General features: G+C 64.3%; 23 protein-coding genes, 1 tRNA gene and 1 pseudogene. 16 read left to right on the top strand and 9 right to left on the bottom strand.

The annotated features are described in order from the left end of the window. Positions 1-89 precede the first annotated feature (89 nt). Together GGD67_RS31345 and GGD67_RS31340 are read left to right on the top strand one after the other, a co-directional pair. Positions 90-860 (top strand): IclR family transcriptional regulator, encoded by a 771-nt coding sequence (locus tag GGD67_RS31345; RefSeq protein WP_179738222.1) that lies wholly within the window; start codon positions 90-92, stop codon positions 858-860. 66 nt (positions 861-926) lie between these two features. Beyond that, positions 927-1,214 (top strand): type II toxin-antitoxin system ParD family antitoxin, encoded by a 288-nt coding sequence (locus GGD67_RS31340; RefSeq protein ID WP_179738220.1) that lies wholly within the window; start codon positions 927-929, stop codon positions 1,212-1,214. 435 nt (positions 1,215-1,649) lie between these two features. On the opposite strand, the gene GGD67_RS31330 is transcribed toward GGD67_RS31340, so the two are convergent. The 4 genes from GGD67_RS31330 to GGD67_RS31315 form a co-directional block, all read right to left on the bottom strand. Then, positions 1,650-2,552, bottom strand: coding sequence for a hypothetical protein (locus tag GGD67_RS31330; RefSeq protein WP_179738218.1), 903 nt, complete (start codon positions 2,550-2,552; stop codon positions 1,650-1,652). Positions 2,553-2,678: 126 nt separating this feature from the next. Then, positions 2,679-3,035, bottom strand: coding sequence for a 6-carboxytetrahydropterin synthase QueD (gene queD, locus GGD67_RS31325; RefSeq protein ID WP_018321167.1), 357 nt, complete (start codon positions 3,033-3,035; stop codon positions 2,679-2,681). An 84-nt stretch (positions 3,036-3,119) separates the two neighbouring features. Beyond that, positions 3,120-3,196: transfer RNA gene (locus tag GGD67_RS31320), tRNA-Arg, on the bottom strand. A 260-nt stretch (positions 3,197-3,456) separates the two neighbouring features. Further along, entirely contained in the window at positions 3,457-4,956 is a 1,500-nt protein-coding gene (locus tag GGD67_RS31315; protein WP_092251795.1) for a sensor histidine kinase, read from the bottom strand. A 364-nt stretch (positions 4,957-5,320) separates the two neighbouring features. Between GGD67_RS31315 and rpmH the strand changes: the two genes are divergently transcribed. The 11 genes from rpmH (at position 5,321) to dapE (ending at position 15,088) form a co-directional block, all read left to right on the top strand. Next, positions 5,321-5,455, top strand: a complete 135-nt coding sequence (gene rpmH, locus GGD67_RS31310; RefSeq protein ID WP_008542748.1) for a 50S ribosomal protein L34 — start codon at positions 5,321-5,323, stop codon at positions 5,453-5,455. Positions 5,456-5,483: 28 nt separating this feature from the next. Then, on the top strand, positions 5,484-5,897 hold the full coding sequence (gene rnpA / locus GGD67_RS31305) for a ribonuclease P protein component (protein WP_018321165.1): 414 nt from the start codon (positions 5,484-5,486) through the stop codon (positions 5,895-5,897). Positions 5,898-5,913: 16 nt separating this feature from the next. Then, positions 5,914-7,767: a membrane protein insertase YidC gene (gene yidC, locus GGD67_RS31300; protein ID WP_018321164.1), complete on the top strand. Its 1,854-nt coding sequence runs from the start codon at positions 5,914-5,916 to the stop codon at positions 7,765-7,767. Between the two features lie 131 nt (positions 7,768-7,898). Next, positions 7,899-8,552, top strand: a complete 654-nt coding sequence (yihA, locus tag GGD67_RS31295) for a ribosome biogenesis GTP-binding protein YihA/YsxC (RefSeq protein WP_179738216.1) — start codon at positions 7,899-7,901, stop codon at positions 8,550-8,552. Further along, positions 8,552-8,917, top strand: coding sequence for a DUF423 domain-containing protein (locus tag GGD67_RS31290; RefSeq protein WP_179738447.1), 366 nt, complete (start codon positions 8,552-8,554; stop codon positions 8,915-8,917). Before yihA ends, GGD67_RS31290 begins: the two co-directional genes overlap by 1 nt. Positions 8,918-9,167: 250 nt before the next feature. Continuing rightward, positions 9,168-10,055 carry an acetylglutamate kinase gene (argB, locus tag GGD67_RS31285; protein WP_018320775.1) on the top strand — a complete coding sequence of 296 codons (888 nt, stop codon included), beginning with the start codon at positions 9,168-9,170 and terminating at the stop codon, positions 10,053-10,055. A gap of 155 nt (positions 10,056-10,210) precedes the next feature. Continuing rightward, complete coding sequence (locus GGD67_RS31280) at positions 10,211-11,197, top strand: DUF1036 domain-containing protein (RefSeq protein ID WP_179738446.1); 987 nt, start codon at positions 10,211-10,213, stop codon at positions 11,195-11,197. A 174-nt stretch (positions 11,198-11,371) separates the two neighbouring features. Then, the gene (locus GGD67_RS31275) at positions 11,372-12,064 is read left to right on the top strand and encodes a pyrimidine 5'-nucleotidase (RefSeq protein ID WP_092251787.1); all 693 of its coding nucleotides are present in this window, start codon (positions 11,372-11,374) and stop codon (positions 12,062-12,064) included. Between the two features lie 128 nt (positions 12,065-12,192). Next, positions 12,193-13,038 (top strand): 2,3,4,5-tetrahydropyridine-2,6-dicarboxylate N-succinyltransferase, encoded by an 846-nt coding sequence (gene dapD, locus GGD67_RS31270; protein WP_179738214.1) that lies wholly within the window; start codon positions 12,193-12,195, stop codon positions 13,036-13,038. A 233-nt stretch (positions 13,039-13,271) separates the two neighbouring features. Continuing rightward, positions 13,272-13,925 carry a DUF805 domain-containing protein gene (locus GGD67_RS31265; protein WP_179738212.1) on the top strand — a complete coding sequence of 218 codons (654 nt, stop codon included), beginning with the start codon at positions 13,272-13,274 and terminating at the stop codon, positions 13,923-13,925. Next, the gene (dapE, locus tag GGD67_RS31260) at positions 13,922-15,088 is read left to right on the top strand and encodes a succinyl-diaminopimelate desuccinylase (RefSeq protein WP_179738210.1); all 1,167 of its coding nucleotides are present in this window, start codon (positions 13,922-13,924) and stop codon (positions 15,086-15,088) included. Before GGD67_RS31265 ends, dapE begins: the two co-directional genes overlap by 4 nt. A gap of 176 nt (positions 15,089-15,264) precedes the next feature. Here the strand turns inward: dapE and truA are convergent, their stop codons facing one another. The 3 genes from truA to def form a co-directional block, all read right to left on the bottom strand. Continuing rightward, entirely contained in the window at positions 15,265-16,002 is a 738-nt protein-coding gene (gene truA / locus GGD67_RS31255; RefSeq protein WP_179738202.1) for a tRNA pseudouridine(38-40) synthase TruA, read from the bottom strand. Then, the gene (fmt, locus tag GGD67_RS31250) at positions 16,002-16,931 is read right to left on the bottom strand and encodes a methionyl-tRNA formyltransferase (RefSeq protein WP_179738200.1); all 930 of its coding nucleotides are present in this window, start codon (positions 16,929-16,931) and stop codon (positions 16,002-16,004) included. The genes truA and fmt overlap by 1 nt, the downstream gene beginning before the upstream one ends. A gap of 141 nt (positions 16,932-17,072) precedes the next feature. Beyond that, positions 17,073-17,597 carry a peptide deformylase gene (def, locus tag GGD67_RS31245; protein WP_092251777.1) on the bottom strand — a complete coding sequence of 175 codons (525 nt, stop codon included), beginning with the start codon at positions 17,595-17,597 and terminating at the stop codon, positions 17,073-17,075. A gap of 170 nt (positions 17,598-17,767) precedes the next feature. On the opposite strand from def, the gene GGD67_RS31240 reads away from it, so the two are divergent. The 3 genes and pseudogenes from GGD67_RS31240 (at position 17,768) to GGD67_RS31235 (ending at position 20,799) form a co-directional block, all read left to right on the top strand. Then, positions 17,768-18,964, top strand: coding sequence for a DNA recombination protein RmuC (locus GGD67_RS31240; protein WP_092251775.1), 1,197 nt, complete (start codon positions 17,768-17,770; stop codon positions 18,962-18,964). 88 nt (positions 18,965-19,052) lie between these two features. Beyond that, positions 19,053-19,348 (top strand): annotated as a pseudogene (locus GGD67_RS39565) (GIY-YIG nuclease family protein). An 86-nt stretch (positions 19,349-19,434) separates the two neighbouring features. Beyond that, positions 19,435-20,799, top strand: a complete 1,365-nt coding sequence (locus GGD67_RS31235; RefSeq protein WP_018320786.1) for an AmpG family muropeptide MFS transporter — start codon at positions 19,435-19,437, stop codon at positions 20,797-20,799. 134 nt (positions 20,800-20,933) lie between these two features. Here the strand turns inward: GGD67_RS31235 and GGD67_RS31230 are convergent, their stop codons facing one another. Beyond that, a complete protein-coding gene (locus GGD67_RS31230; RefSeq protein WP_018320787.1) occupies positions 20,934-21,371 on the bottom strand; it encodes a hypothetical protein in 438 nt (145 codons plus the stop codon). A 27-nt stretch (positions 21,372-21,398) separates the two neighbouring features. After that, positions 21,399-22,001: a recombination mediator RecR gene (recR, locus tag GGD67_RS31225; RefSeq protein ID WP_018320788.1), complete on the bottom strand. Its 603-nt coding sequence runs from the start codon at positions 21,999-22,001 to the stop codon at positions 21,399-21,401. Position 22,002: the final 1 nt, after the last annotated feature.

The raw sequence follows: 22,002 nt of genomic DNA, 5'->3' as shown, positions 1-22,002 counted from the left end.
GCATTCTTCTTCCCGGTGCTGATAGCGGCTTGCGCCCGCCGGAACATCCCCCTAATTCCACTTAGTGGAAACGCTGGGCGGAGGCTGATGTGGCGCAGGTGCGCAGATATGCGGGCGGGGTTGACGGCAACCGCTCGCTCGAACGGGGCATCGAGATCCTCCGGGCGTTCCGGCCCGGCGTCGACACGCTGGGCAACGGCGAGATTGCGGAGCGAACAGGACTGCCGCGATCGACGGTCAGCCGGCTGACGCGAACGCTGGTCAATTCCGGGATGCTCGACGAAGTCCGCGCGATGCGGACCTACCGGCTTGCCGCTTCCGTCATCAGCATCGGTCACGCGATGCGGACGGGATCACCGGTGCTCAACGCGATCGGACCGATGATGCGGGCCGAATCGGCCAAGCGCCGGCTCAACGTGGGCCTCGCGACGGCGGATCGAGCCATAATGGTTTACCTGGAGTCGATCCGCTACAGCCCCCGAGCGGCACTGCGGAACGTCGTCGCGGGTCAGCAGGTCCCGATGGAGTTGACGTCGCTCGGGCGCGCGTACCTCGCCGGCATCGCAGAGACCGAGCGCGAGCGATTGCTGAAGCAGTTCAAGCGGCGCAGCGCTGCGGCCACCAAGGCGTTGCTTGCGGACGTCAGGACATCGATACGCGCGGTCGAACGCAACGGTTATTGCGCAGTGTCGTGGCAACCCGGCGTTCTCGCCGTTGCCACGCCCATCGTGCTGGCCGGGCTTCCGGTCTACGCCCTCAACATGAGCCTGCAAAATGTCGAGCGGTCCGTTGCGCTGGCCAGCGAACTCGGCGCGTACCTCAACGCGTTTGCGGCAAAGTGCAAGGAGGTGCTGGGTTGAGGAGATCACACGCCCACGGCATAATATGCCATAGGTTGCCTGGCTTTGAGCAACAGGGAAATGCCGATGCCCACCCGAAACGTCGTGCTGACTGAGCGTCAGGAAGAGCTCCTTGAGACCCTCGTCAAGTCTGGCCGCTACCAGAATGCCAGTGAGGTGCTGCGCGACGGGTTGCGGCTCGTGGAGCAACGCGAGGCGGAGGATGCAGGCAAGCTGAAAGCCCTGCGGGCCGCGGCGCGCGCCGGTGTCGGGGCATTGGACCAGGGAGACTTCAAGGAATTCGGAAGTATCGAGGACCTGCAAACCTATTTGAACGATCTCTCGGAGAAGATCATCTCCCGAACCGCCGAATAGAGCCGTCATGGCCGGGCGGAGATGGCGCGTTCGTCTCGGTGCAGCCGCAGAGGTCGATTTCGCCAACATCCTCAGGTGGACCACAGAGAATTTTGGCGCGCGACAATCTCGAAGCTATCGCGACACCCTTGTTCAGGCGATGGGCGAGCTTGCCGACGTCCCAATGTTGCGGGCTCCAGGCCGCGGGACGAGATCATGGCAGACCTTCGCACGCTTCACGTGGCGCGGCACGGCCGTCGCGGAAGCCATTTCCTGATGTATCGGGCCGCGGCGGACAGCACGATCGAAATCGTGCGCATCCTTCACGACAGAATGGACTTTCGGCGCCACGTTCCACCCGCCAGCGACGAAGGCACAGAGTAGGCTCGCGGCATTTCAGAGAGCGCTCTCGAGGCCTCTGGATACGCCAGCATGCTCTGGCGTGGAATTGCGCCGCTACAATTTCCCATAGACCCGCCCGGCGACCGCCTTCAGGCGCTCGACCGAGCCGGATTCCGGATGCGGCTTGACCGGGGCAAACACGATCGAAGCCTGCCTGCCGTTCTTCCAGACATAGATGGTGACGGCGTTGCCGTTGCCCTTGGTGCAGGAATGCTCACCGAACGCCTCGCTGCCAAGCTCGGGGATCGCCGCGTGCTTGCAGGGACCTGCGCGCTTCATCATGCCGATGGCGGTGTCGCGCGAGGTCGCGATCACCGCGACGATCATGGTGTTGGCGTCGCGATCGAACATCATGCAGCTGCCCGCGCCGGTGCGCTGGACCGTCAGCGTGCTCTTGTCGAGAAAGCCGTCGGCATCCGCGGCCGTGAGCCACTCGCAATTGCCGAACCGCTCGCTGCTCTTGCTCACGCTGGCGATGGCCACGCGCGCGGCTTCGGTGACCGGCCCGAGCAGCGCGTCGTCGGCACGCCGGCCGACCGGATAGACGGTGATCTGCAGAATGTAATCGCCGGACAAGGCGACGACCGAGGCCTCCTGGCGCTCTGCGCCGGCCGCGCTCGTTCCGCCCTGGCCTTCGTCGCCGATCCCCGCGACTGCGTTAAGCGGCATGCGCTCGCCAAGCGTCTTGATGAAGGTCGCGTACAATTCCCTGGCGCGGTCCTTGTCCGGGTTGCGGAACACGGAGAGCATCATCGTGTCGCCGCGCCCGGCCTGGTAGATGCAGCCACGGCCGTCCTGATTTGAAATCAGCGACCATTTGAGCGCCGGCATCGCGGCGGCGAGATCCTTGGCGCTGATGAACGGGCAGGTTTCGGCCGCGCGCGCGGGAAGCGCGGGGACGGCTGCGATTGCAAGGAACAGAACGAGGCAGGAGCACAGGCGATCGATGGTACGCATGGGACGTACTTACTATCGAAAGGGCGCGTCCGGAACAATTCGAACGTCCGCCCCTCAGATCCGTCGTTTGATGCTCTATCCAGCCGAGCCAAGGACGGCCCGCGCGGGATCAGCGCAGGGCCATCGCTACTGCCCGTTATATTCGGCCCAGCAGTCCGCCGTTTCATAGACACGGACCGCCGACAGCTGTCGAAGGCTCGGCTTCAACCGGTCCCAGATCCAGATCGCGATATTCTCGGCGGTCGGGTTCTCGAGGCCTTTGACCTCGTTCAGGCAGTGGTGATCCAGCGCGCCCAGGATGTCGGCGAAGCTTTTTTCGATGTCGAAGAAATCCGCGACGAAGCCGGTATGCGGGTCGACCGGCCCGTCCAACTGGACCTCGACCCGATAGGAATGACCATGCAACCGGCGGCATCGATGGGTCTCGGGCACGTTCGGCAGCCGATGCGCCGCCTCGAACTTGAACGCCTGCGATATCTTCATTCCGCTCCTCACACGGCGTCGCCATCCGGTCTCGGGCCCGTCTGGCGACCAGATGCTGCTAGGTCCTGACCTTTCGGCGAAGAATGGCGCGCCCGGAACGATTCGAACGTCCGACCCTCAGATTCGTAGTCTGATGCTCTATCCAGCTGAGCTACGGGCGCGTTTTTCGCAAACAGCGCGGGCTTGGCCCGCAGGCAGCCCCCGGCAAAGCCGGAGGGGGTGCGAAAGAGCGCTCTGACTAACCGCTCTTGCCCCGATTGGCAAGGTCCGGGATGGGGAGATTTTGCAGGGAAATGACGGTTTGGATGTCATTCCGAGGCGATGCGCAGCGTCGAACCCGGAATCTCGCGCCAATGCTCGGGATTCCGGGTTCTCGCCACGCGAGCCCCGGAATGACGGGAGATTATGGGCCTCTGGCCGACTACGCCCTCTGCCGCTCGTTGCGGATGGAAAGGAGCTCGACGGGCCGGTCGGGGATGACGATGCGGAAGGTGGCGCCGATGGTGCCTTCGACCAGGTGGATATCGCCGCCATGGGCGCGGACCAGCTCGGCGGCGATGGCGAGGCCAAGGCCGCTTCCGCCGGGGCGGCCGGAGGTCTGGAACGCCTCGAACAGGTGCTCCCGGGTCTTCGGGGGGACACCGGGGCCGGTATCGGAAACCTCGAGAATTGCGACCGCGCCCTCGCGTTTTCCCGTGATCCGGATCTGCTGCACCCCGCCCTCGCCGGAGGCGTGACTTTCCAGCGCCTGGGCGGCGTTGCGGACGAGGTTGAGCAGCACCCGGAACAGCTGATCGGGATCGGCATCGACCGCAAGCCCGCGATCGATCGCGGCGACCCAGGCGATCGAGGCGTCGGAGGCGAGGCCCGCGGTCTCGCGCACCTCCAGCACGACAGGCTCGATCAGGATCATGCGCCGGTCCGGTGCGGCCTCCTGGGCGCGGCCGTAGGACAGCGTCGACTGGCAGAAGGCGATGGCGCGCTCGAGCGAGCGCACCAGCTTTGGCGCGAAGCGCTGCACCCGCGGGTCCGGCACGCTGGCGAGCTGGTCCGACAGCAGCTGGGCCGAGGCCAGCAGATTGCGCAGATCGTGGTTGATCTTGGACACGGCGAGGCCAAGGGCGGCGAGCCGGCTCTTCTGATGCAGCATCGACATCAAATCGCGCTGCATGTCCGACAATTCGCGCTCGGCGACCCCGATCTCGTCGCTGCGCTGGCTCGGCACAATGATCCCCGCTGAGCTTTCGGGGTTCTCGTGGAAGCCGACCAGGCTCGCGGTCAGCCGCCGCATCGGGCGCACGAAGAGATAATGAAGCGCCAGATAGACGAGGCCCGCGGTCAGCGCCGCGATGATCAGCGCGACCACCACGACGTTGCGGGAGAACCGGTACATCTGCTGCCGCAGTGGCAGCTCGTCGGTGACGATCTCGATGAACTGGGCATTGCCGACGCCGGGCCCGACGATGCGGATGGCCTGATTGCCGGTCTCCAGCATCATCCGGAACGAGCCGGTGATCGCCTCCCATGCCGTCATGTCACGCAGGTCGATGTCATGCTCGATGGCGGCCGGAATGTTGTCGCTGGCGAGCAGCCGGCGCTGCTGGCCCATCTTGATGGCGACGGCGCGGGCATTGATGCTCTTCAGGATCTGCCGCGACAGCGAATCAGGAACCATGCCGAGCGGCGCCGCATCGAGCACCAGCGCCGCGGTGTTGGCGGCGGCGACGCGGTCGTTCAGCCGATTGACCCAGAAGTTGGCGATGGCGGGCACATAGAGCAGGCTGGCCGCGATCATCACCAGGGGAACGGTGAGCAACAACAGCTTGCCTGACAGCCCGAGGCCGCGCGTCCCACGGGGGCGCATCGCCGGCTGGTCCGGCTGATCCTGATCCTGGATCGGCTGGAGGTCTGTCGCTGCCACGAAAGTCGCCCTCGCTGCCTTTGGCCGGTAAAGGATTGGCGGTATGAAGATGCGACCCGACCCCGGTCCGGTCAAATTACGGATCGCTAATCTGCCGAGGTGGGATGTAAGCGCTGATATCGCGAGTCGCCACCTCAAGGGTTAAAAACCCCGCACAAACAGCGATATTCACCGGAATCGTGCGCTTGTGCGGCGTTGACGAAAAGAAGGCACTCCCTTATAAGCCGCGCAAATTGTCCGCGATGACCCGGTGCGACACCGGGAGCGGCTCTCTTGGGGCCGGAAACGGCTCGTTTTGGGCCGCATCTTCCGGACTTTACCTTCAATTCTACAGGCAAATTGCCCGGTCAGCGGAGAAAAACCCGTGAAGCGGACTTATCAACCCAGCAAACTGGTGCGCAAGCGCCGTCACGGCTTCCGTGCTCGTCTCGCCACTGCCGGCGGCCGCAAGGTTCTCGCCGCCCGCCGCGCCCGCGGCCGCAAGCGTCTGAGCGCCTGAGCCGGACCCCCTTTTCCGGGATTTCATCATGGATCGGCTGAGGCAGCGGGCGGATTTCCTCGCCGTTGCCAATGGCGCGCGGGTGAACAGTCCCGCGTTCGTCCTGCAAAGCCGCCCCCGCGATGACGGCGGCCCGATCCGGATTGGCTTCACCGTTACCAAAAAGAACGGCAACGCCCCCGCGCGCAATCGTATCCGGCGCCGGCTTCGCGAACTGGTGAAGCGGCTCGATCCGGTGTCGATGCAGCCCCATCATGATTATGTCCTGGTCGGACGAAGCGGCGCGCTCTCGCGCGACTTCGCCACCATGCTCGACGATCTGCGCATGGCGTTCACGAAGCCGGCGCGGCATACGGCCAAGGGACCTGCGAAGGGACGCAGCCCGAGGACTGACCGTACCGGGCCCCGCCCCGCTCCTGCTGCCAGCCGCAAACCGGATTGATGACGAGACCCCAGAGATGACCGACAATCGCAATACCATCCTCGCCGTCATTCTGTCGGGCCTCGTCCTGATCGCCTGGCAATATTTCTACAATGTTCCGCAGATGGAGAAGCAGCGCGCCCAGCAGCAGACGCAGGCCGAGCTCCAGAAGACCACGCCGCAGCCGTCGGCCTCCGCGACGCCGGGCGCGGCGCCGCAGCAGCCGGGCAACGCCGCTCAGCCGGCAACGCCGGGCGCGAACCAGCAGGCCCAGCCCGTGGTGGCGCGCGAGGCCGCCATTGCAGCCAGCCCGCGCGTGAAGATCGACACGCCGCGGATTGCCGGCAGCATCGCGCTGAAGGGCGGCCGCATCGACGACATCGCGCTGGTGCAATTCCGCGAAACGGTCGATCCGAAATCGCCGCCGATCATCCTCTATTCGCCCTCGGGCACCGCGGAGCCCTATTACGCCGAATTCGGCTGGGTGGCGGCAACGGGCGTGACGGCGAAGATGCCTGATGCCCAGACTGTCTGGCAGCAGGACGGCAGCGGCAGCCTGACGCCGACGACGCCGGTGGTGCTGAAATGGGAGAATGGCGATGGCCTCACCTTCCGCCGCACCATTGCGGTCGACGACCATTATCTCTTCACCATCAAGGACGAGGTGAGCAATGTCGGCAATGCGCCGGTTACGCTCTATCCGTTCGCGCTGATCTCGCGCCACGGTGCGCCGCAGGTCTCCGGCTACTACATCCTGCATGAAGGCCTGATCGGCTATCTCGGCGACCAGGGCCTTCAGGAATATGCCTACAAGAAGATCGACGAAAGCAAGAAGGTGGACTTCAAGGTCACCAACGGCTGGCTCGGCATCACTGACAAGTACTGGGCCTCGGCGCTGCTGCCCGATACCAATGCCCAGCTGCAGGCGCGCTTCTCGTCGAACCCATCCGGCAACGTCCACACCTACCAGACCGACTACCTGCTCGACCCCGTCACCGTCGCGATCGGCGGCACTGCGACCGCGAACGCGCGGCTGTTCGCCGGCGCCAAGGAAGCCGGCGTGGTCGGCGTGTTCCCGTTCGCCGGCCTCGGCGGCTACAACAAGGAGCTGGGGCTGAACCATTTCGATCTCTTGATCGACTGGGGCTGGTTCTACTTCATCACCAAGCCGATGTTCCTCGGCCTCGACTTCTTCTACCGCTTCTTCGGCAATTTCGGCATCTCGATCCTGCTCGTGACCGTGATCGTGAAGCTGCTGTTCTTCCCGCTGGCGAACAAGTCCTACGCCTCGATGGCGAAGATGAAGTCGGTTCAGCCGCAGCTTCAGGCGCTCAAGGAGCGCTACCCCGACGACAAGGTGAAGCAGCAGCAGGAGATGATGGAGATCTACCGCAAGGAGAAGATCAATCCGGTCGCCGGCTGTCTTCCCGTGCTGATCCAGATTCCCGTGTTCTTCTCGCTCTACAAGGTGCTGTTCGTCACCATCGAGATGCGGCACGCGCCGTTCTACGGCTGGATCAAGGACCTCTCGGCGCCGGATCCGACCAACCTTTTCAACCTGTTCGGGCTGATCCCGTTCGATCCGACCACGATCCCGGTGTTCGGCCATTACCTTGCGCTCGGCATCTGGCCGATCATCATGGGCATCACGATGTGGTTCCAGATGAAGCTGAACCCGACGCCGCCGGATCCGACGCAGCAGATCATCTTCAACTGGATGCCGCTGATCTTCACCTTCATGCTGGCGGGCTTTCCGGCGGGCCTCGTGATCTACTGGGCCTGGAACAACCTGCTCTCGGTGATCCAGCAGAGCTACATCATGCGCCGCAACGGGGTGAAGGTGGAGCTGTTCGACAATCTCAAGGCGACGTTCGCGAAGAAGGCGACGTAAGTCTCACACTCTGTCATTCCGGATGGTGCGAAGCACCAGACCCGGAATCTCGAGATTCTCAAGTGCGCAATAGCGCACCAGAGCTCGATGCTTGGCATCGCCCCGGAATGACAGGAAGCAAAGAGCTTCGCATGACCGACGACAAAGATGCGAAGCTGATCGAGGCCGGGCGGAAGCTGTTCGCGCGCGACTGGCAGTTCATCTGGGCCTCGCCCTCGATCCAGACGCTGCCGCCGATGGCGGGGCTTGAGGTCGCCTTTGCCGGGCGCTCCAATGTCGGCAAGTCGAGCCTGATCAACGCGCTGACGGGGCGCAACGCGCTGGCGCGCACCTCGCATACGCCGGGACGCACCCAGGAGCTGATCTTCTTCGAGGTCCCCGGCAAGACCGACCTGCGCCTGGTCGACATGCCCGGCTACGGCTATGCCAAAGCGCCCAAGAGCCAGGTCGCGTCCTGGACCGAGCTGATCCACAAATTCCTGCTGGGACGCGCATCGCTTGCGCGCGTCTACGTGCTGATCGACGCGCGGCATGGCCTCAAGGAGGTCGACCTCGAGGTCCTCAAGACGCTCGACCGCTCGGCGGTCAGCTACCAGATCGTGCTGACCAAGGCCGACCAGGCGAAGGCCTCCGAGCTGCAATCGCGCATCGCCGAGACCGAGGCGGCGCTGGCCAAGCATCCGGCCGCGTTCCCGAACGTGCTCGCGACCTCGTCACGCAGCTCGACCGGCATGGAGAGTTTGCGCGCCGCGATGGCCAAGCTGCTGGAAGAGCGGGCCTCGTGATGGTGGCGCAGCGCCTGCTGATCGGGCTTGCCGGCTTGATGGGCGCCGCCGGCGTCGCGCTGGCAGCCGCCTCGGCGCATGGCGGCGATGTGAGCCGGCTGGCCTCGGCCAGCGCGATGCTGCTGTTTCATGCAACTGCCATACTTGCAGCTGTCGCCCTGCTCGCGCGCGGCCTTCTGCACGGCGGAATTGGCCTGATCGGCGCATTCGGCTTCGTGATCGGCGCCATGCTGTTCGCGGGCGACCTCACCTTGCGGCAATTTGCCGGACACTCGCTGTTTCCGATGGCGGCGCCGACGGGCGGGACGGTGATGATTTTGGGCTGGCTGGCGGTGAGTGCGGCGGCGGTGGTGGCGAGGAAGTGATACGCCTTCTTACCCTCCCCTGGAGGGGGAGGGTCGCTAGGCATGCAGCGAAGCGAAATGCGTAGCGGGGTGGGGTGACAGTCTCTCCATTGAAATAGTGCCCGTGTGGAGAGATCACCCCACCCCGCTCGCGCTACGCGCGATCGACCCTCCCCTCCAGGGGAGGGTAAGAGCGAACACCACACTTTGCGCCCGCCCGCCAATCGGATAGAACGCAGGCCGCTCCAGTCCCGCCAGCGAGATCCGCGACATGACCGACATCTCCCCGCTCGACCAGGCCCGCATCCTGTCGGAAGCGCTGCCGCATATGCAGCAGTATGACGAGGAAACCATCGTCATCAAATATGGCGGCCATGCCATGGGCGACGAGGAGACCGCGAAGAATTTTGCCCGCGACATCGTGCTGCTGGAGCAGACCGCGATCAATCCGGTGGTGGTGCATGGCGGCGGGCCGCAGATCGCGACCATGCTCAAGCGCCTCGGCATCGTCTCGGAATTCGCCGCCGGCCTGCGCATCACCGATGCGGCGACCATCGAGATCGTCGAGATGGTGCTCGCCGGCTCCGTCAACAAGCAGATCGTCGGCTACATCAACGAGGCCGGCGGCAAGGCCGTGGGGCTGTCCGGCAAGGACGGCAACATGGTGAAGGCGTCGAAGACGACACGCACCATCATCGATCCGGGCTCGAACATCGAGAAGGCAATCGATCTCGGCTTCGTCGGCGACCCCGAGAAGGTCGACCTCACGCTGCTCAACCAGCTGATCGGCTACGAGCTGATCCCGGTGCTGGCGCCGCTCGCAACCTCGAAGGAAGGCCAGACGCTGAACATCAACGCCGACACTTTTGCCGGTGCGGTTGCCGGCGCGCTGAAGGCCAAGCGGCTGTTGCTGCTCACCGACGTGCCCGGCGTGCTCGACAAGTCGAAGAAGCTGATCCCGCAATTGTCGGTGAAGGATGCCCGCAAGCTGATCGCCGACGGCACCATTTCCGGCGGCATGATCCCGAAGGTCGAGACCTGCATCTATGCGCTCGAGCAGGGCGTCGAGGGCGTCGTCATCATCGACGGCAAGATGCAGCACGCCGTGCTGCTCGAGCTCTTCACCAACCAGGGCACGGGAACACTGATCCACAAGTGAGAGACGAGCGGACAAAGAAAACCGTCATGGCCGGGCTTGTCCCGGCCATCCACGATCTTTCGATCCGCGCCAAGAACGTGGATGGCCGGGACAAGCCCGGCCATGACGAGCGGAGAGAGCGGAGAAATCGCCGCTCGCCCCTGACCCGCTTCCTGATGGCGTTGCCGGCGGCGGCCGTCTCGTTCCTGTTCTCCTCGGTGCCGGCCTTCGCCGATCTGAAGATCTGCAACCGCATGTCCTACGTCGTCGAGGCCGCGATCGGCATCGACGACAAGGCGGCGACCGCGACGCGCGGCTGGTTCAGGGTCGATCCCGCCACCTGCCGCGTGGTCGTGCAGGGCACGCTGACCGCCGACCGCATCCTGCTCAATGCCCGCGCGCTCGGTGTCTATGGCGCCTCCCCGATCCCGCAGAACGGCAGCGACATGCTCTGTGTCGCGCAGGACAATTTCGTCATTGCTGCGGCCCGGCAATGCCGCACTGGCCAGATCCAGGCCGCGTTTACGCAAGTCACCCCGACGCAAAGCGCGGACGGCAACCTCATTGCCTATCTCGCCGAGGATTCCGAATATGACGACGAGCAGGCCCGCCTCGCCGGCATCCAGCGGCTGTTGGTCATTGCGGGCTACGACGCCGCGCCGATCGACGGCGTCGACGGGCCGAAGACGCAGGCAGCCCTGGCCGCGTTCCTGAAGAGCCGCGGATTGTCCTCGGACATCGTGGGCTCGCAAAACTTCTTCAAGACCATGGTCGATGCGGTGCAGACGCCGTCCGCGACCGGCCTCACCTGGTGCAACGATACGCCGCACAAGGTGATGGCGGCGATCGCGACCGACGACGGCAAGTCCGTGACCAGTCGCGGCTGGTATCGCATCGATCCCAAGACGTGCCTGCATCCTGACGTGTCCGGCCAGCCGAAGCAGATCTTCAGCTTCGCGGAGGCCGTCGACGCCGACAACCGCGCCGTCAAGCTGAAGGACCGGCCGCTGAACTGGGGCGGCGACAGGCAGCTCTGCACACGCGAGACCAAGTTCGAGACCGTTGAGCAGACCGATTGCGGCGCGCGCGGTTTCGGGGCGACGGGATTTGGCGCGGTGGACATGTCGAGCGGCGGCAAGACGCTGCGCTTTGCGGTGCCGTGATGGTGGCGGCGCCACAAACTCCGCTGTCGTCCCTGCGAATGCAGGGACCCATAACCGCAGGGAGTGGTTGTGGCGCGAAGCTGGTCACCCCGAATCTTCGCCAAACCACTCCCTGTGGTGATGGGTCCCGGATCGCGCTTCGCTTGTCCGGGACGACGAGCTGAGAATGTTGATATGAACCAACCCCGCACCTTTGCCCATGTCGACACCTGGGTATTCGACCTCGACAACACGCTGTATCCGCATCACGTCAATCTGTGGCAGCAGGTCGATGTGCGGATCACCGAGTTCGTGTCGAGCTGGCTGCAGGTGACGCCGACGGAAGCGCGAAAACTGCAGAAGGATTATTACCTGCGTTTCGGCACCACGATGCGCGGCATGATGACCCTGCATGGCGTGTCCGCGGACGACTATCTCGCCTACGTCCACAAGATCGACCATTCGCCACTGGAGCCGAACCCTGCGCTCGGCGAGGCCATCGCAAAATTAACGGGGCGCAAGCTGATCCTGACCAATGGCTCGGTCGACCATGTCGATGCGGTGCTGGCGCGTCTCGGCCTGGCAACGCATTTCGACGGCGTGTTCGACATCATCGCCGCCCAGTTCGAGCCGAAGCCGGCGGCGCAGACCTATCAGAAATTCCTCGCCGACCACGCGGTCGATCCGACCCGCGCCGCCATGTTCGAGGACCTCGCCCGCAACCTCACCGTACCGCACCAGCTCGGCATGACCACCGTGCTGGTGGTGCCGGACGGAACGAAGGAGGTGGTGCGGGAGGATTGGGAACTGGAAGGCCGGGATGCTGCCCATGTCGACCACGTCACGGATGATCTGACGGGGTTTTTAGCGGGGTTGTCGCCCAAATAACCGCTGTCGTCCCGGGCTCGCTTCGCGCCCCGGGACGACAGCGGAGTATGCCTTGACTCTCCCCCGCCAAATCCCGAAAAAGCGCTCCAATTCACACGAAACCACGCCTTCCCCCAGAGGAAATCCCGATGTCTCTTGCAGCCCTCGAATCCACCATCAACAGTGCCTTCGACGCGCGTGACGGCATCTCGACGTCGACCAGGGGCGAGGTGCGCGAAGCCGTGGACCAGGCGCTGGAGACCCTGGACAGGGGTGAGGCACGCGTTGCCGAGCGCGGGGCCGACGGCAAGTGGAAGGTCAATCAATGGCTGAAGAAGGCGGTGCTGCTGTCGTTCCGCCTCAACGAAATGGACGTCATTCCCGGCGGCCCCGGCCAGGCGAGCTGGTGGGACAAGGTGCCCTCGAAGTTCGAAGGTTGGGGCCCGAACCGCTTTCGCGACGCCGGTTTTCGCGCGGTGCCTGGCGCCGTCGTCCGCCGCTCGGCCTTCATCGCCAAGAACGTCGTGCTGATGCCGTCCTTCGTCAATCTCGGCGCCTATGTCGATGAGAGCACCATGGTCGACACCTGGGCCACGGTCGGCTCCTGCGCCCAGATCGGCAAGCGCGTGCACATCTCCGGCGGCGCCGGCATCGGCGGCGTGCTCGAGCCGCTCCAGGCCGAGCCCGTGATCATCGAGGACGATTGCTTCATCGGCGCGCGCTCCGAGGTCGCCGAGGGCGTGATCGTGCGCAAGGGCGCGGTGCTGGCGATGGGCGTGTTCCTGGGCGCCTCGACCAAGATCGTGGACCGCGAGACCGGCGAGGTCTTCATCGGCGAAGTGCCCGAATATTCGGTGGTGGTGCCCGGCGCGCTGCCCGGCAAGCCGATGAAGAACGGCCAGATCGGACCGAGCACCGCCTGCGCCGTCATCGTCAAGCGCGTCGACGAGCGCACGCGCTCCAAGACCAGCATCAACGAGCTGCTGCGGGATTGAGCTAGAGCGACGATCCCAGACCCATCCCCGTCACCCTGAGGTGGCCGCTCCTTCAGCGGCCCTCGAAGGGCGACGGCACGGCTGGCGGCGACATCGCGGGCCGTTCATCCTTCGAGGCTCCCGGCGCGACGCTTTGCATCGCGCCACTCGCACCTCAGGATGACGGGTTCGAACCCCCTCTCCCTCCATCGCGACCAATCTTCGGGCGGCTCCTCCCGCCCGGAGCCGTTCGCATGGACTGGACCTGGTATCTGTTCCGCTTCGACGGTCGCATCAACCGCGCGCTGCTGTGGCAGGCGCTGCTGATCGTCGCGCTGCTGGCGGGCTTGCTGGAGATTGCCGGTCAAGTCATCGGAATCGTCGGAGGGACGAGGTCCACCCTAAAGCTCGGAATTGAGCTCGATTTCGACTTCGGACTCGACGGCCTCTTCAAGCTTATCGACCCCCGCGTCTCCCACGCGCTGGCATCAGCTGATCTCGCGGGCTCGATCCTCAAGGCGTCCGGCATGGCGCTGTTCTTCTGGATCTATCTCGCGACGGCGATCAAGCGACTCCATGACCGCGACAAGAGCGGCTGGTGGATCGTTCCGTTCTTCTTCCTGCCAGGCCTGTTCAGCCAGTTCGCCGACCTGCTGCCCAAATCAAGCTGGATATTCTCGCTCAACCTGACTGCCGCACTGCTATGGCTGTGGGGCCTCGTCGAAATGTTCTGCCGGTCCGGCACTGCGGGCCACAACCGCTTCGGCCCCGATCCGCTCGGCGACTTTGACGATGGCTCCGCATCCGCCGCTCCCCCTGCGAAAAGCTGGGACCAGAGCCGCGAGATCGAAATTGTCCCGCCCCGCGCTAGCCCACCCGGCGGCATGCATGTTAAGCGGGGCGCATGACCGATGCTCTGTCCATTGCCCGCGATCTGATCCGCTGCCCCTCGGTAACCCCTGAAGATGCCGGTGCGCTCGGGGTGCTCGAAAAAGCCCTCACCGCCGCCGGCTTCACTTGCCACCGCGTGACCTTCAGCGAGGAAGGCACTGCCGACGTCGACAATCTCTATGCGCGGATCGGCACTGAAGGCCCGCACATCACCTTTGCCGGCCACACCGACGTGGTACCAGCAGGTGACGAGAGCGCCTGGAGCGTCGGTGCGTTCTCCGGTGAGGTAAGGGACGGCGTCCTGCACGGCCGCGGCGCGGTCGACATGAAGGGCGGCATCGCCTGCTCGGTCGCCGCGGTGCTGGAGCATCTCGCCGCCAATGGCGGCCAGCCGCGCAGCGACGGAAAGGGCTCGATCTCGTTCCTGATTACGGGCGACGAGGAGGACGTCTCCATCAACGGCACCATCAAGCTGTTGAAATGGACCGCCGAGCGCGGCGAAAAATTTGACCATTGCGTGCTGGGCGAGCCCTCCAATGTCGAGACCCTCGGCGACACCATCAAGGTGGGCCGCCGCGGCTCGCAATCCGGCACGCTTTATGTCGACGGCGTGCAGGGCCACGTCGCCTATCCGCATCGCGCCTCCAATCCGGTGCCTGACATCTCCAGGCTGATCGTGGCGATCTCCGACGAGCCGCTCGATCATGGCAGCGCGCAATTCCAGGCCTCCAATCTCGAGTTCACCTCGGTCGACGTCGGGAACAAAGCTAACAACGTCATCCCCGGCGAGGCCCGCGCCAAGTTCAATATCCGCTACAACGACAACCACACCCAGGCCTCCTTGCGCGAGCTGGTCGAGACGCGGCTGACAAAGGCCTGCGGCAACCGCATCAAGGCCCGCATCGTCTGGGAGCCCTCGAACTCCAACGTGTTCGTCACCAAGCCCGGCCCGTTCACCGATCTCGCGGTGTCCGCGATCGAGGAGGTGACGGGGCGAAAGCCCGAGCTGTCGACGTCAGGCGGCACGTCGGACGCGCGCTTCATCTCGAGCTATTGCCCGGTGATCGAGTTCGGGCTGGTCGGCCAGACCATGCACCAGGTCGACGAGCGGGTGCCGGTTAAGGATCTGGAGAAGCTGACGCAGGTCTACCGCGGGATTTTGACGCGGTATTTTGCTTAATACTCCGCTGTCATCGCCCGGCCAGTGCGCAATTGCGTACTAGGACCGGGCGATCCAGTATTCCAGAGACGATAGTGATCGAACCGAAAGGCCGCGGCGTACTGGATGCCCCGGTCAAGCCGGGGCATGACAGCGAGGGTGTGGAGAGAGCGCGCAGTCTCTGCGCTCTCACACCTCTAATAATCCACCTTCATCAGATACAGCCCATCCGGCGGGGCGACGATGCCGCAGGCGGCGCGGTTGCGCGCCTCCAGCGCTGCGGAGAGATCGTCGGCGGTCCAGCGGCCCTCGCCGACCCAGACCAGCGAGCCCACCATCGAGCGCACCTGGCTGTGCAGGAACGAGCGCGCCGAGGTGACAATGGTGATCTCGCGGCCGTCACGCAGCACGTCGAGCTGATCGAGCGTCTTCTCCGGCGATTTGGCCTGGCACTCGGTGTCGCGGAACGTGGTGAAATCGTGCTTGCCGAGCAGGCGCTGTGCCGCCGCATGCATCGCGTCGGCATCGAGCCGGCGCGGCACGCGCCAGGCGTGGCCGATGTCGAGCGCGAGATTGGCGCGGGTGTTGACGATGCGGTAGCGGTAGTGGCGCTTCACCGCCGAGAAGCGCGCCTCGAACGCGTCAGGCACGATCTCCGCCTCCAGCACCGCGATCGGATGCGGGCGCAGATGCGCGTTGAGCCCGTCGCGAAACCGGCCCGGCGGAAACTGCTTGTCGATGTCGACATGCGCGACCTGGCCGCGCGCGTGCACGCCGGCATCGGTACGCCCGGCGCCATGCACCCGCAAATCCGCGCCGGTCATCGCCTTCACGGCCGCCTCCAGCGCACCCTGCACCGAGGGCAGCGTGTCCTGGATCTGCCAGCCGAAAAACGGCGCGCCGTCATATTCGATGGTGAGCTTGTAGCGGGGCATCAATGCAAACGTAAGGGGGGTCTAAGACGCGCGCCAGCTTGAAAGGCCTTCCAATTCATGGGGCCTTTGCCAGGTCTTTGGAGCTCTAAAATTCGGATAGACCCTTCTCCGCAAGCGACAGTTAGGCGATCATCTAGCAATTGGCCCGGCACTCCTTCTCCATATCCCCGCTCGCATCGCAGAATCTTTATTCTGATAAGCTCGCCTCCAATTGGGACTTCACACCATGCTCCAGGGGCCGGCGAATACCCATGGATGTGTCGAAGAACCTTGTGTGCTGGCAGCGTCCAATCGATGCGTGCCCCGGCCTTATCGATCTTAGCCGCGTAAATGCCAAACTCACTTTGCTTGATGAAATTGAGCTGATTGCGCTCGAGCTTGTCCATGGCATGCGCCATTAGCGTTGCACCCAAGGATGATAGAAGCTCTCGTAAATCTCCAGACGTATCAGTATCCGTAAGTTGTACTCGCGCCTCTAGAGCAATGTCGCCGGTATCGAGACCAGCATCCATCTTCATTACCATCACGCCAGTTTCAAGATCACCTTCAATGACGGCCCGCTCAATTGGTGCGGCCCCGCGCCAACGAGGCAGAAGCGATCCATGAAGATTGAAGCAACCGAACCGGGGCGCATCCAAGATTTCTTGAGGCAGTATTACGCCGTACGCGACAACAACGGCCGCGTCAGCATGAAAGGCCTGAAACTCTCGGATAGCCTCAGGCGTTCGCAGTGTTTGGGGCGTAAAGACGGGAATACCAAGTTTCCTAGCTTCGAGCTCGACCTCGCTAGGCTGTGGTTTCAGTCCTCTCTTTGCCGGCTTAGGCGCGCGCGTATAAACCGCTAACAACTGATGCCCATGCTCAACTAGGGCTCGAAGCGTCGGCACGGAGAAATCGGGCGTGCCCATGAAGATCAGGCGGAGGGGCATGTGGCTGCGTTCGGTGAGAGTTCTGATTCCCCGTCATGCCCGGGCTTGTCCCGGGCATCCACGGTCTTGGCGACAAAGCAAGCAAGGCGTGGATGGCCGGGTCAAGCCCGGCCATGACGACGTGAGAGAGCCGAGCTCCACTCACTCCGCGCGCTTGGCGGCTTTCTCGAACTTCTTCATGACGCGGTCGCGCTTGAGCTTCGACAGATAGTCGACGAACAGGACGCCGTTGAGGTGGTCGATCTCGTGCTGGATGCAGGTGGCATAGAGGCCTTCTGCGTCCTCCTCGTGCACCTTGCCGTCGAGATCGGTGAAGCGGACGCGCACCTTCGCAGGGCGCTCGACCTCCTCGTAATATTCGGGGATCGAGAGGCAGCCTTCCTCGTAGACCGAGAGTTCCTCGGACGAGGCGATGATCTCGGGGTTGATGAAGACGCGCGGAAGCGGCGTGGTCTCGCCGTTCTCGTCGCGCTTGGCGAGGTCCATGGTGATCAGCCGCAGCGGCTGCGCGATCTGGATCGCGGCGAGGCCAATGCCGGGCGCGTCGTACATGGTCTCGAACATGTCGTCGGCAAGCTTGCGGATCTCCGAGGTGACCTTCTCGATCGGCTTGGAGACCAGACGCAGCTGCCTGTCGGGCAGGATGATGATTTCTCTGAGGGCCATGGCCGCGATTTAAGCCCCGCGCCGGGTGCGGTCAATGCGGCCGGGAACCCCGTTAACTCTCCGCTAACCATAAAACTTCGCTTTTCGTTAACCATGAAAATTAGGGGACCGTTAACCGTCAACGTTCCCTCTTCGTTCGCGGGAGCCAGCGAATCGGCTAGAACGGCGGCATGAACGAGATCATTTTCATGTTGGGCGACTGGCCGGTGCGCACGATCGATGCGCTGATCGGCTTCGGCGCCCTCGTCCTCATACTCCTGGTGGTCATCGCCGTCGTGATCGCCCGCTCGGGCCGGCGCGGCGCGGAACTCGCGATGGCGCATGCGATCCGGGCCGACGAGCTCGAGGAGCGCCTCAGCGAGGTGCTGCGCGCCCAGAGCGAATCCTCAGGGCGGGTCGACGCCATGACCCAGGCGCTGGCGGGACGCCAGGCCGAGATGGCACGCGCGGTCAACGAGCGGCTGGATTCGGTGACCCATCGCGTCGGCCAGTCGATGGAACATTCGACCCGCAACACCATGGAGAGCCTCCGCGCACTGCACGAGCGGCTCGGCATCATCGACAGCGCCCACAAGAACCTCACCGATCTCACCACCCAGGTCACGACCCTGCGCGACGTGCTCGCCAACAAGCAGTCGCGCGGCGCCTTCGGCCAGGCGCGGATGGAGGCGATCGTCCAGGACGGTCTTCCAAAGGGCGCCTACGAGTTCCAGTTCACGCTCTCGACGGGAAAGCGGCCGGACTGCGTCGTGTTCCTGCCCGACCAGCGCCCGCTCTGCATCGACGCGAAATTTCCGCTGGAGGCGATGACGGCGCTGCACGACGCCCGCACCGACGAGGAGCGGCGCGTTGCCACGCAGCGGCTGCGCGGCGACGTGATGAAGCATGTCAGCGACATCGCGGAAAAATACCTCGTCACCGGCGAGACCCAGGAGATGGCGCTGATGTTCGTGCCGTCGGAATCGGTCTACGCCGAAATCCACGACGGTTTCGACGACGTGATCCAGAAGGCCTATCGCGCCCGCGTGGTGCTGGTGTCGCCCTCGCTCTTGATGCTCGCAATCCAGGTGATGCAGCAGATCATGAAGGACGCGCGCATGCGCGATGCCGCCGACCAGATTCAGACTGAAGTGATCAAGCTCGGCGACGATCTGGGACGCCTCAGGGATCGCGTGGTCAAATTGCAGAAACACTTTTCCGATGCGAACGAGGACGTCCGCCAGATCCTGATCTCCGCCGACAAGATCGAGAAGCGTGCCGGAAGGATTGAGGAGCTCGATTTCAGCAAGAGCGATGCGGAAGGGCCGCGGCTGGTGGCGACGGGCGCAAGTGAGCTGTTCCCGCGGAAGCTCCAGGCGGGGGAGTGATTCTCTTCTGAGATCAGGTACGCTGCCAGCCCAATTTCACTGTCGTCGCCCGGCTTGACCGGGTGACCCAGTATCCCAGAGACGGCAGATGAGCCCTCGCTGCTACTACATTCTCGCCAGCAAGATTGGCGGAACGCTCTGCATTGGCATCACCAACGACCTCATCCGCCGGGTCGCACAACACAAGCTGAAGCTCATCGAGAGCTTCACGAAAGACTACGGCGTCGTGGGCTGGTCTACTTCGAGCAGTTCGATGCCCCCGAGAATGCGATCAAGCGGGAAAAGCGCCTGAAGAAGTGGAAGCGTGATTGGAAGATCGCGCTGATCGAGAAGGACAATCCGGACTGGAACGATCTCTATCCGGAGATTGCAGGTCCTCCATAACTCCGGCCTCTGGAATACTGGGTCGCCCGGTCAAGCCGGGCGACGACACCTCACTTGTGGCCCCCAGAATCTGCTAACACCGTCCCATGACCGCTCCCGACGCGACCTCCCCCGCCGCGACCTCCGCTCCCGCCGCCTCCTGGCGCGACAGCCTTGCCGTTTACCTGCAGCCGCGGGTGCTGATCGTGCTGTTTCTCGGCTTCTCTTCCGGCCTGCCGCTGGCGTTGTCGGGCTCGACGCTGCTGGTGTGGATGCGCGAGGCCGGGGTTGACCTGAAGACGATCGGGCTGTTCGCGCTGGTCGGCACGCCCTACACGCTGAAATTCCTGTGGGCTCCGCTGGTGGATGCGCTGCACGTGCCGCTGTTCACCCGGGCGTTCGGACGGCGGCGCGGCTGGCTGGTGTTTTCGCAACTACTGCTGATCGTCGCGATCCTGCTGCTGGCGATGACCGACCCGGCCAGCTCGCCGTTCTACGTCGCGCTGGGCGCGCTGCTGGTGGCGACGACGTCGTCGACGCAGGACATCGTGGTCGACGCCTTCCGCGTCGAGAGCCTGCCGGAGAGCGAGCAGGCCGCCGGCATGGCGGCTTACGTTGCGGCCTATCGCATCGGAATGCTGGTCTCGACCGCGGGCGCGCTGTTCATCGTCTCGGGCTTCGAAGGCACCGGCATAGCCCGCACCTCGGCGTGGATGTGGGGCTACGTGGTGATGGCCGCGATGGTGCTGATCGGCACGATCACCGCGCTGGCGGCGACCGAGCCGGCGCAATCCGCGCAGGCGGAAGCTGCGACACAAACCGAGACCGCATTTGCACGTGTGTTGAGCGCAGCGATCGGCGCGTTCTCCGAATTCCTGTCGCGCAAGGACGCACTCGCCGCGCTCGCCTTCGTCGTGCTGTTCAAGTTCACCGATGCCTTCTCGGGCACGATGACGGCGCCGTTCGTGATCGACCTCGGCTTCACCCGCAACGATTATGCGGCGATCGTGAAGGGCGTCGGCCTCGCCGCCACCCTGATCGGCGGGTTTGCCGGCGGCTTCGTCGCGCGGCGTTATTCGCTCGCGACCAGCCTCTGGATCGGCGGCGTGGTGCAGGCGCTGGCCAATTTGTCCTTTGCCTGGCTCGCAATGGTCGGCACCAATCAATGGGCGCTGGCGCTCGCGATCTGCGCCGAGAACTTCACCAGCGCGATCGGCACCGTGATCTTCGTGGCCTACCTGTCGGCGCTCTGCCAGAACCCGCTGCACACGGCGACGCAATATGCGCTGCTCACCGCGCTCGCGGCGGTGGGGCGGACCTATCTGTCGTCGAGTGCGGGCTATGTCGCGGAGACGACGGGCTGGCCGCTGTTCTTTGTGATCTGCGTGCTGGTGGCGATTCCGAGCCTGCTGCTGCTCGCCTGGTTGCAGAAGCGCGGGCATTTTGAGGCGCTGGGGCCAGTCAGGGTGTGATGGTCTCGTAGCTTGAAGGTCTCGTAGGGTGGGCAAAGGCGCGACGCGCCGTGCCCACCATCGCGCCAGGAATTCCAGAGAGGTGGTGGGCACGCTTCGCTTTGCCCACCCTACGGCATCTCGCCTCGCCGCCCCTACTGCTTCTTGATCAGGCTCCACTTCGTGATCACGGCTTCGCTCATCTGGCCGGGATCGCTGGCGCAGGCGACTTCGTCGACCTTGACCGAGATTTCCTTGCCGACGAACGTCTTCAGCTGCGCCGCTTGCGCATCGCCGCTCGGAACGAGCTGGAAGGTCTCGGGCCCGGTCTCGAGATTGCACAACCCGTTCGGCGGCGGCAGGCGGCGCGGCTCGGACGTGATCTGGTAGGTCGCAACCCGCTTGCCGGCATTCTTGACGTCGCGCACTTTCAAGGCGTTCAACTCGCCGGACAACACCTCGCCGGCGTTGATCGGCTTGCCGGGCTTGGACGGCGGCGGCGCTCCGTCGTCCTGCTGCGCGGAGATGGCCGGGCTCGCCAGCAGCATCATCGTCGCGACCAAAGCCAAGCGTGTGGCGAAAAGTTTCGTCATGTCGTCCGTTCCGTAAAGTCTGGATGGCTAGAACAGGGTACGCTGCCGCATCGCGGCCGATAGCGTACCTTCATCGAGATAATCAAGCTCGCCACCGACAGGCACACCATGGGCCAGCCGGGTTACTTTTACGTTGGCGTCCTGAAGCAGGTCGGTGATGTAGTGCGCCGTGGTCTGGCCGTCCACCGTCGCATTCAGCGCCAGGATGATTTCATGCACCCGAGAATCATGTGCGCGCGCGACCAGCGCGTCGATGGTCAGATCCTGCGGGCCGACGCCGTCGAGCGGCGACAATGTCGCGCCCAGCACATGATAGCGACCCTGGGTCGCATTGGCGCGCTCCAGCGCCCAGAGATCGGCGACGTCGGCGACGACGACGATGATGGCGTCATCGCGCTTCGGATCGGTGCAAACCGTGCAGGGATTTTGCGTATCGATGTTGCCGCAGGTCTTGCAGACCTGGACCTTGTCGAGCGCGACCTGCATGGCCGAGGCCAGCGGCATCATCAGCGCTTCGCGCTTCTTGATCAGATGCAGCGCCGCGCGCCGCGCCGAGCGCGGACCGAGGCCCGGCAGCCGCGCGAGAAGCTGCACCAGCCGCTCGATTTCAGGACCCGCAACCGCGCCCATC

This window comes from Bradyrhizobium sp. IAR9, from assembly GCF_013408065.1.
Taxonomy (GTDB): Bacteria; Pseudomonadota; Alphaproteobacteria; order Rhizobiales; family Xanthobacteraceae; genus Bradyrhizobium.
Note: the sequence above shows the minus strand (reverse complement) of the source record. Positions and strands in the feature narration are given on the sequence as shown.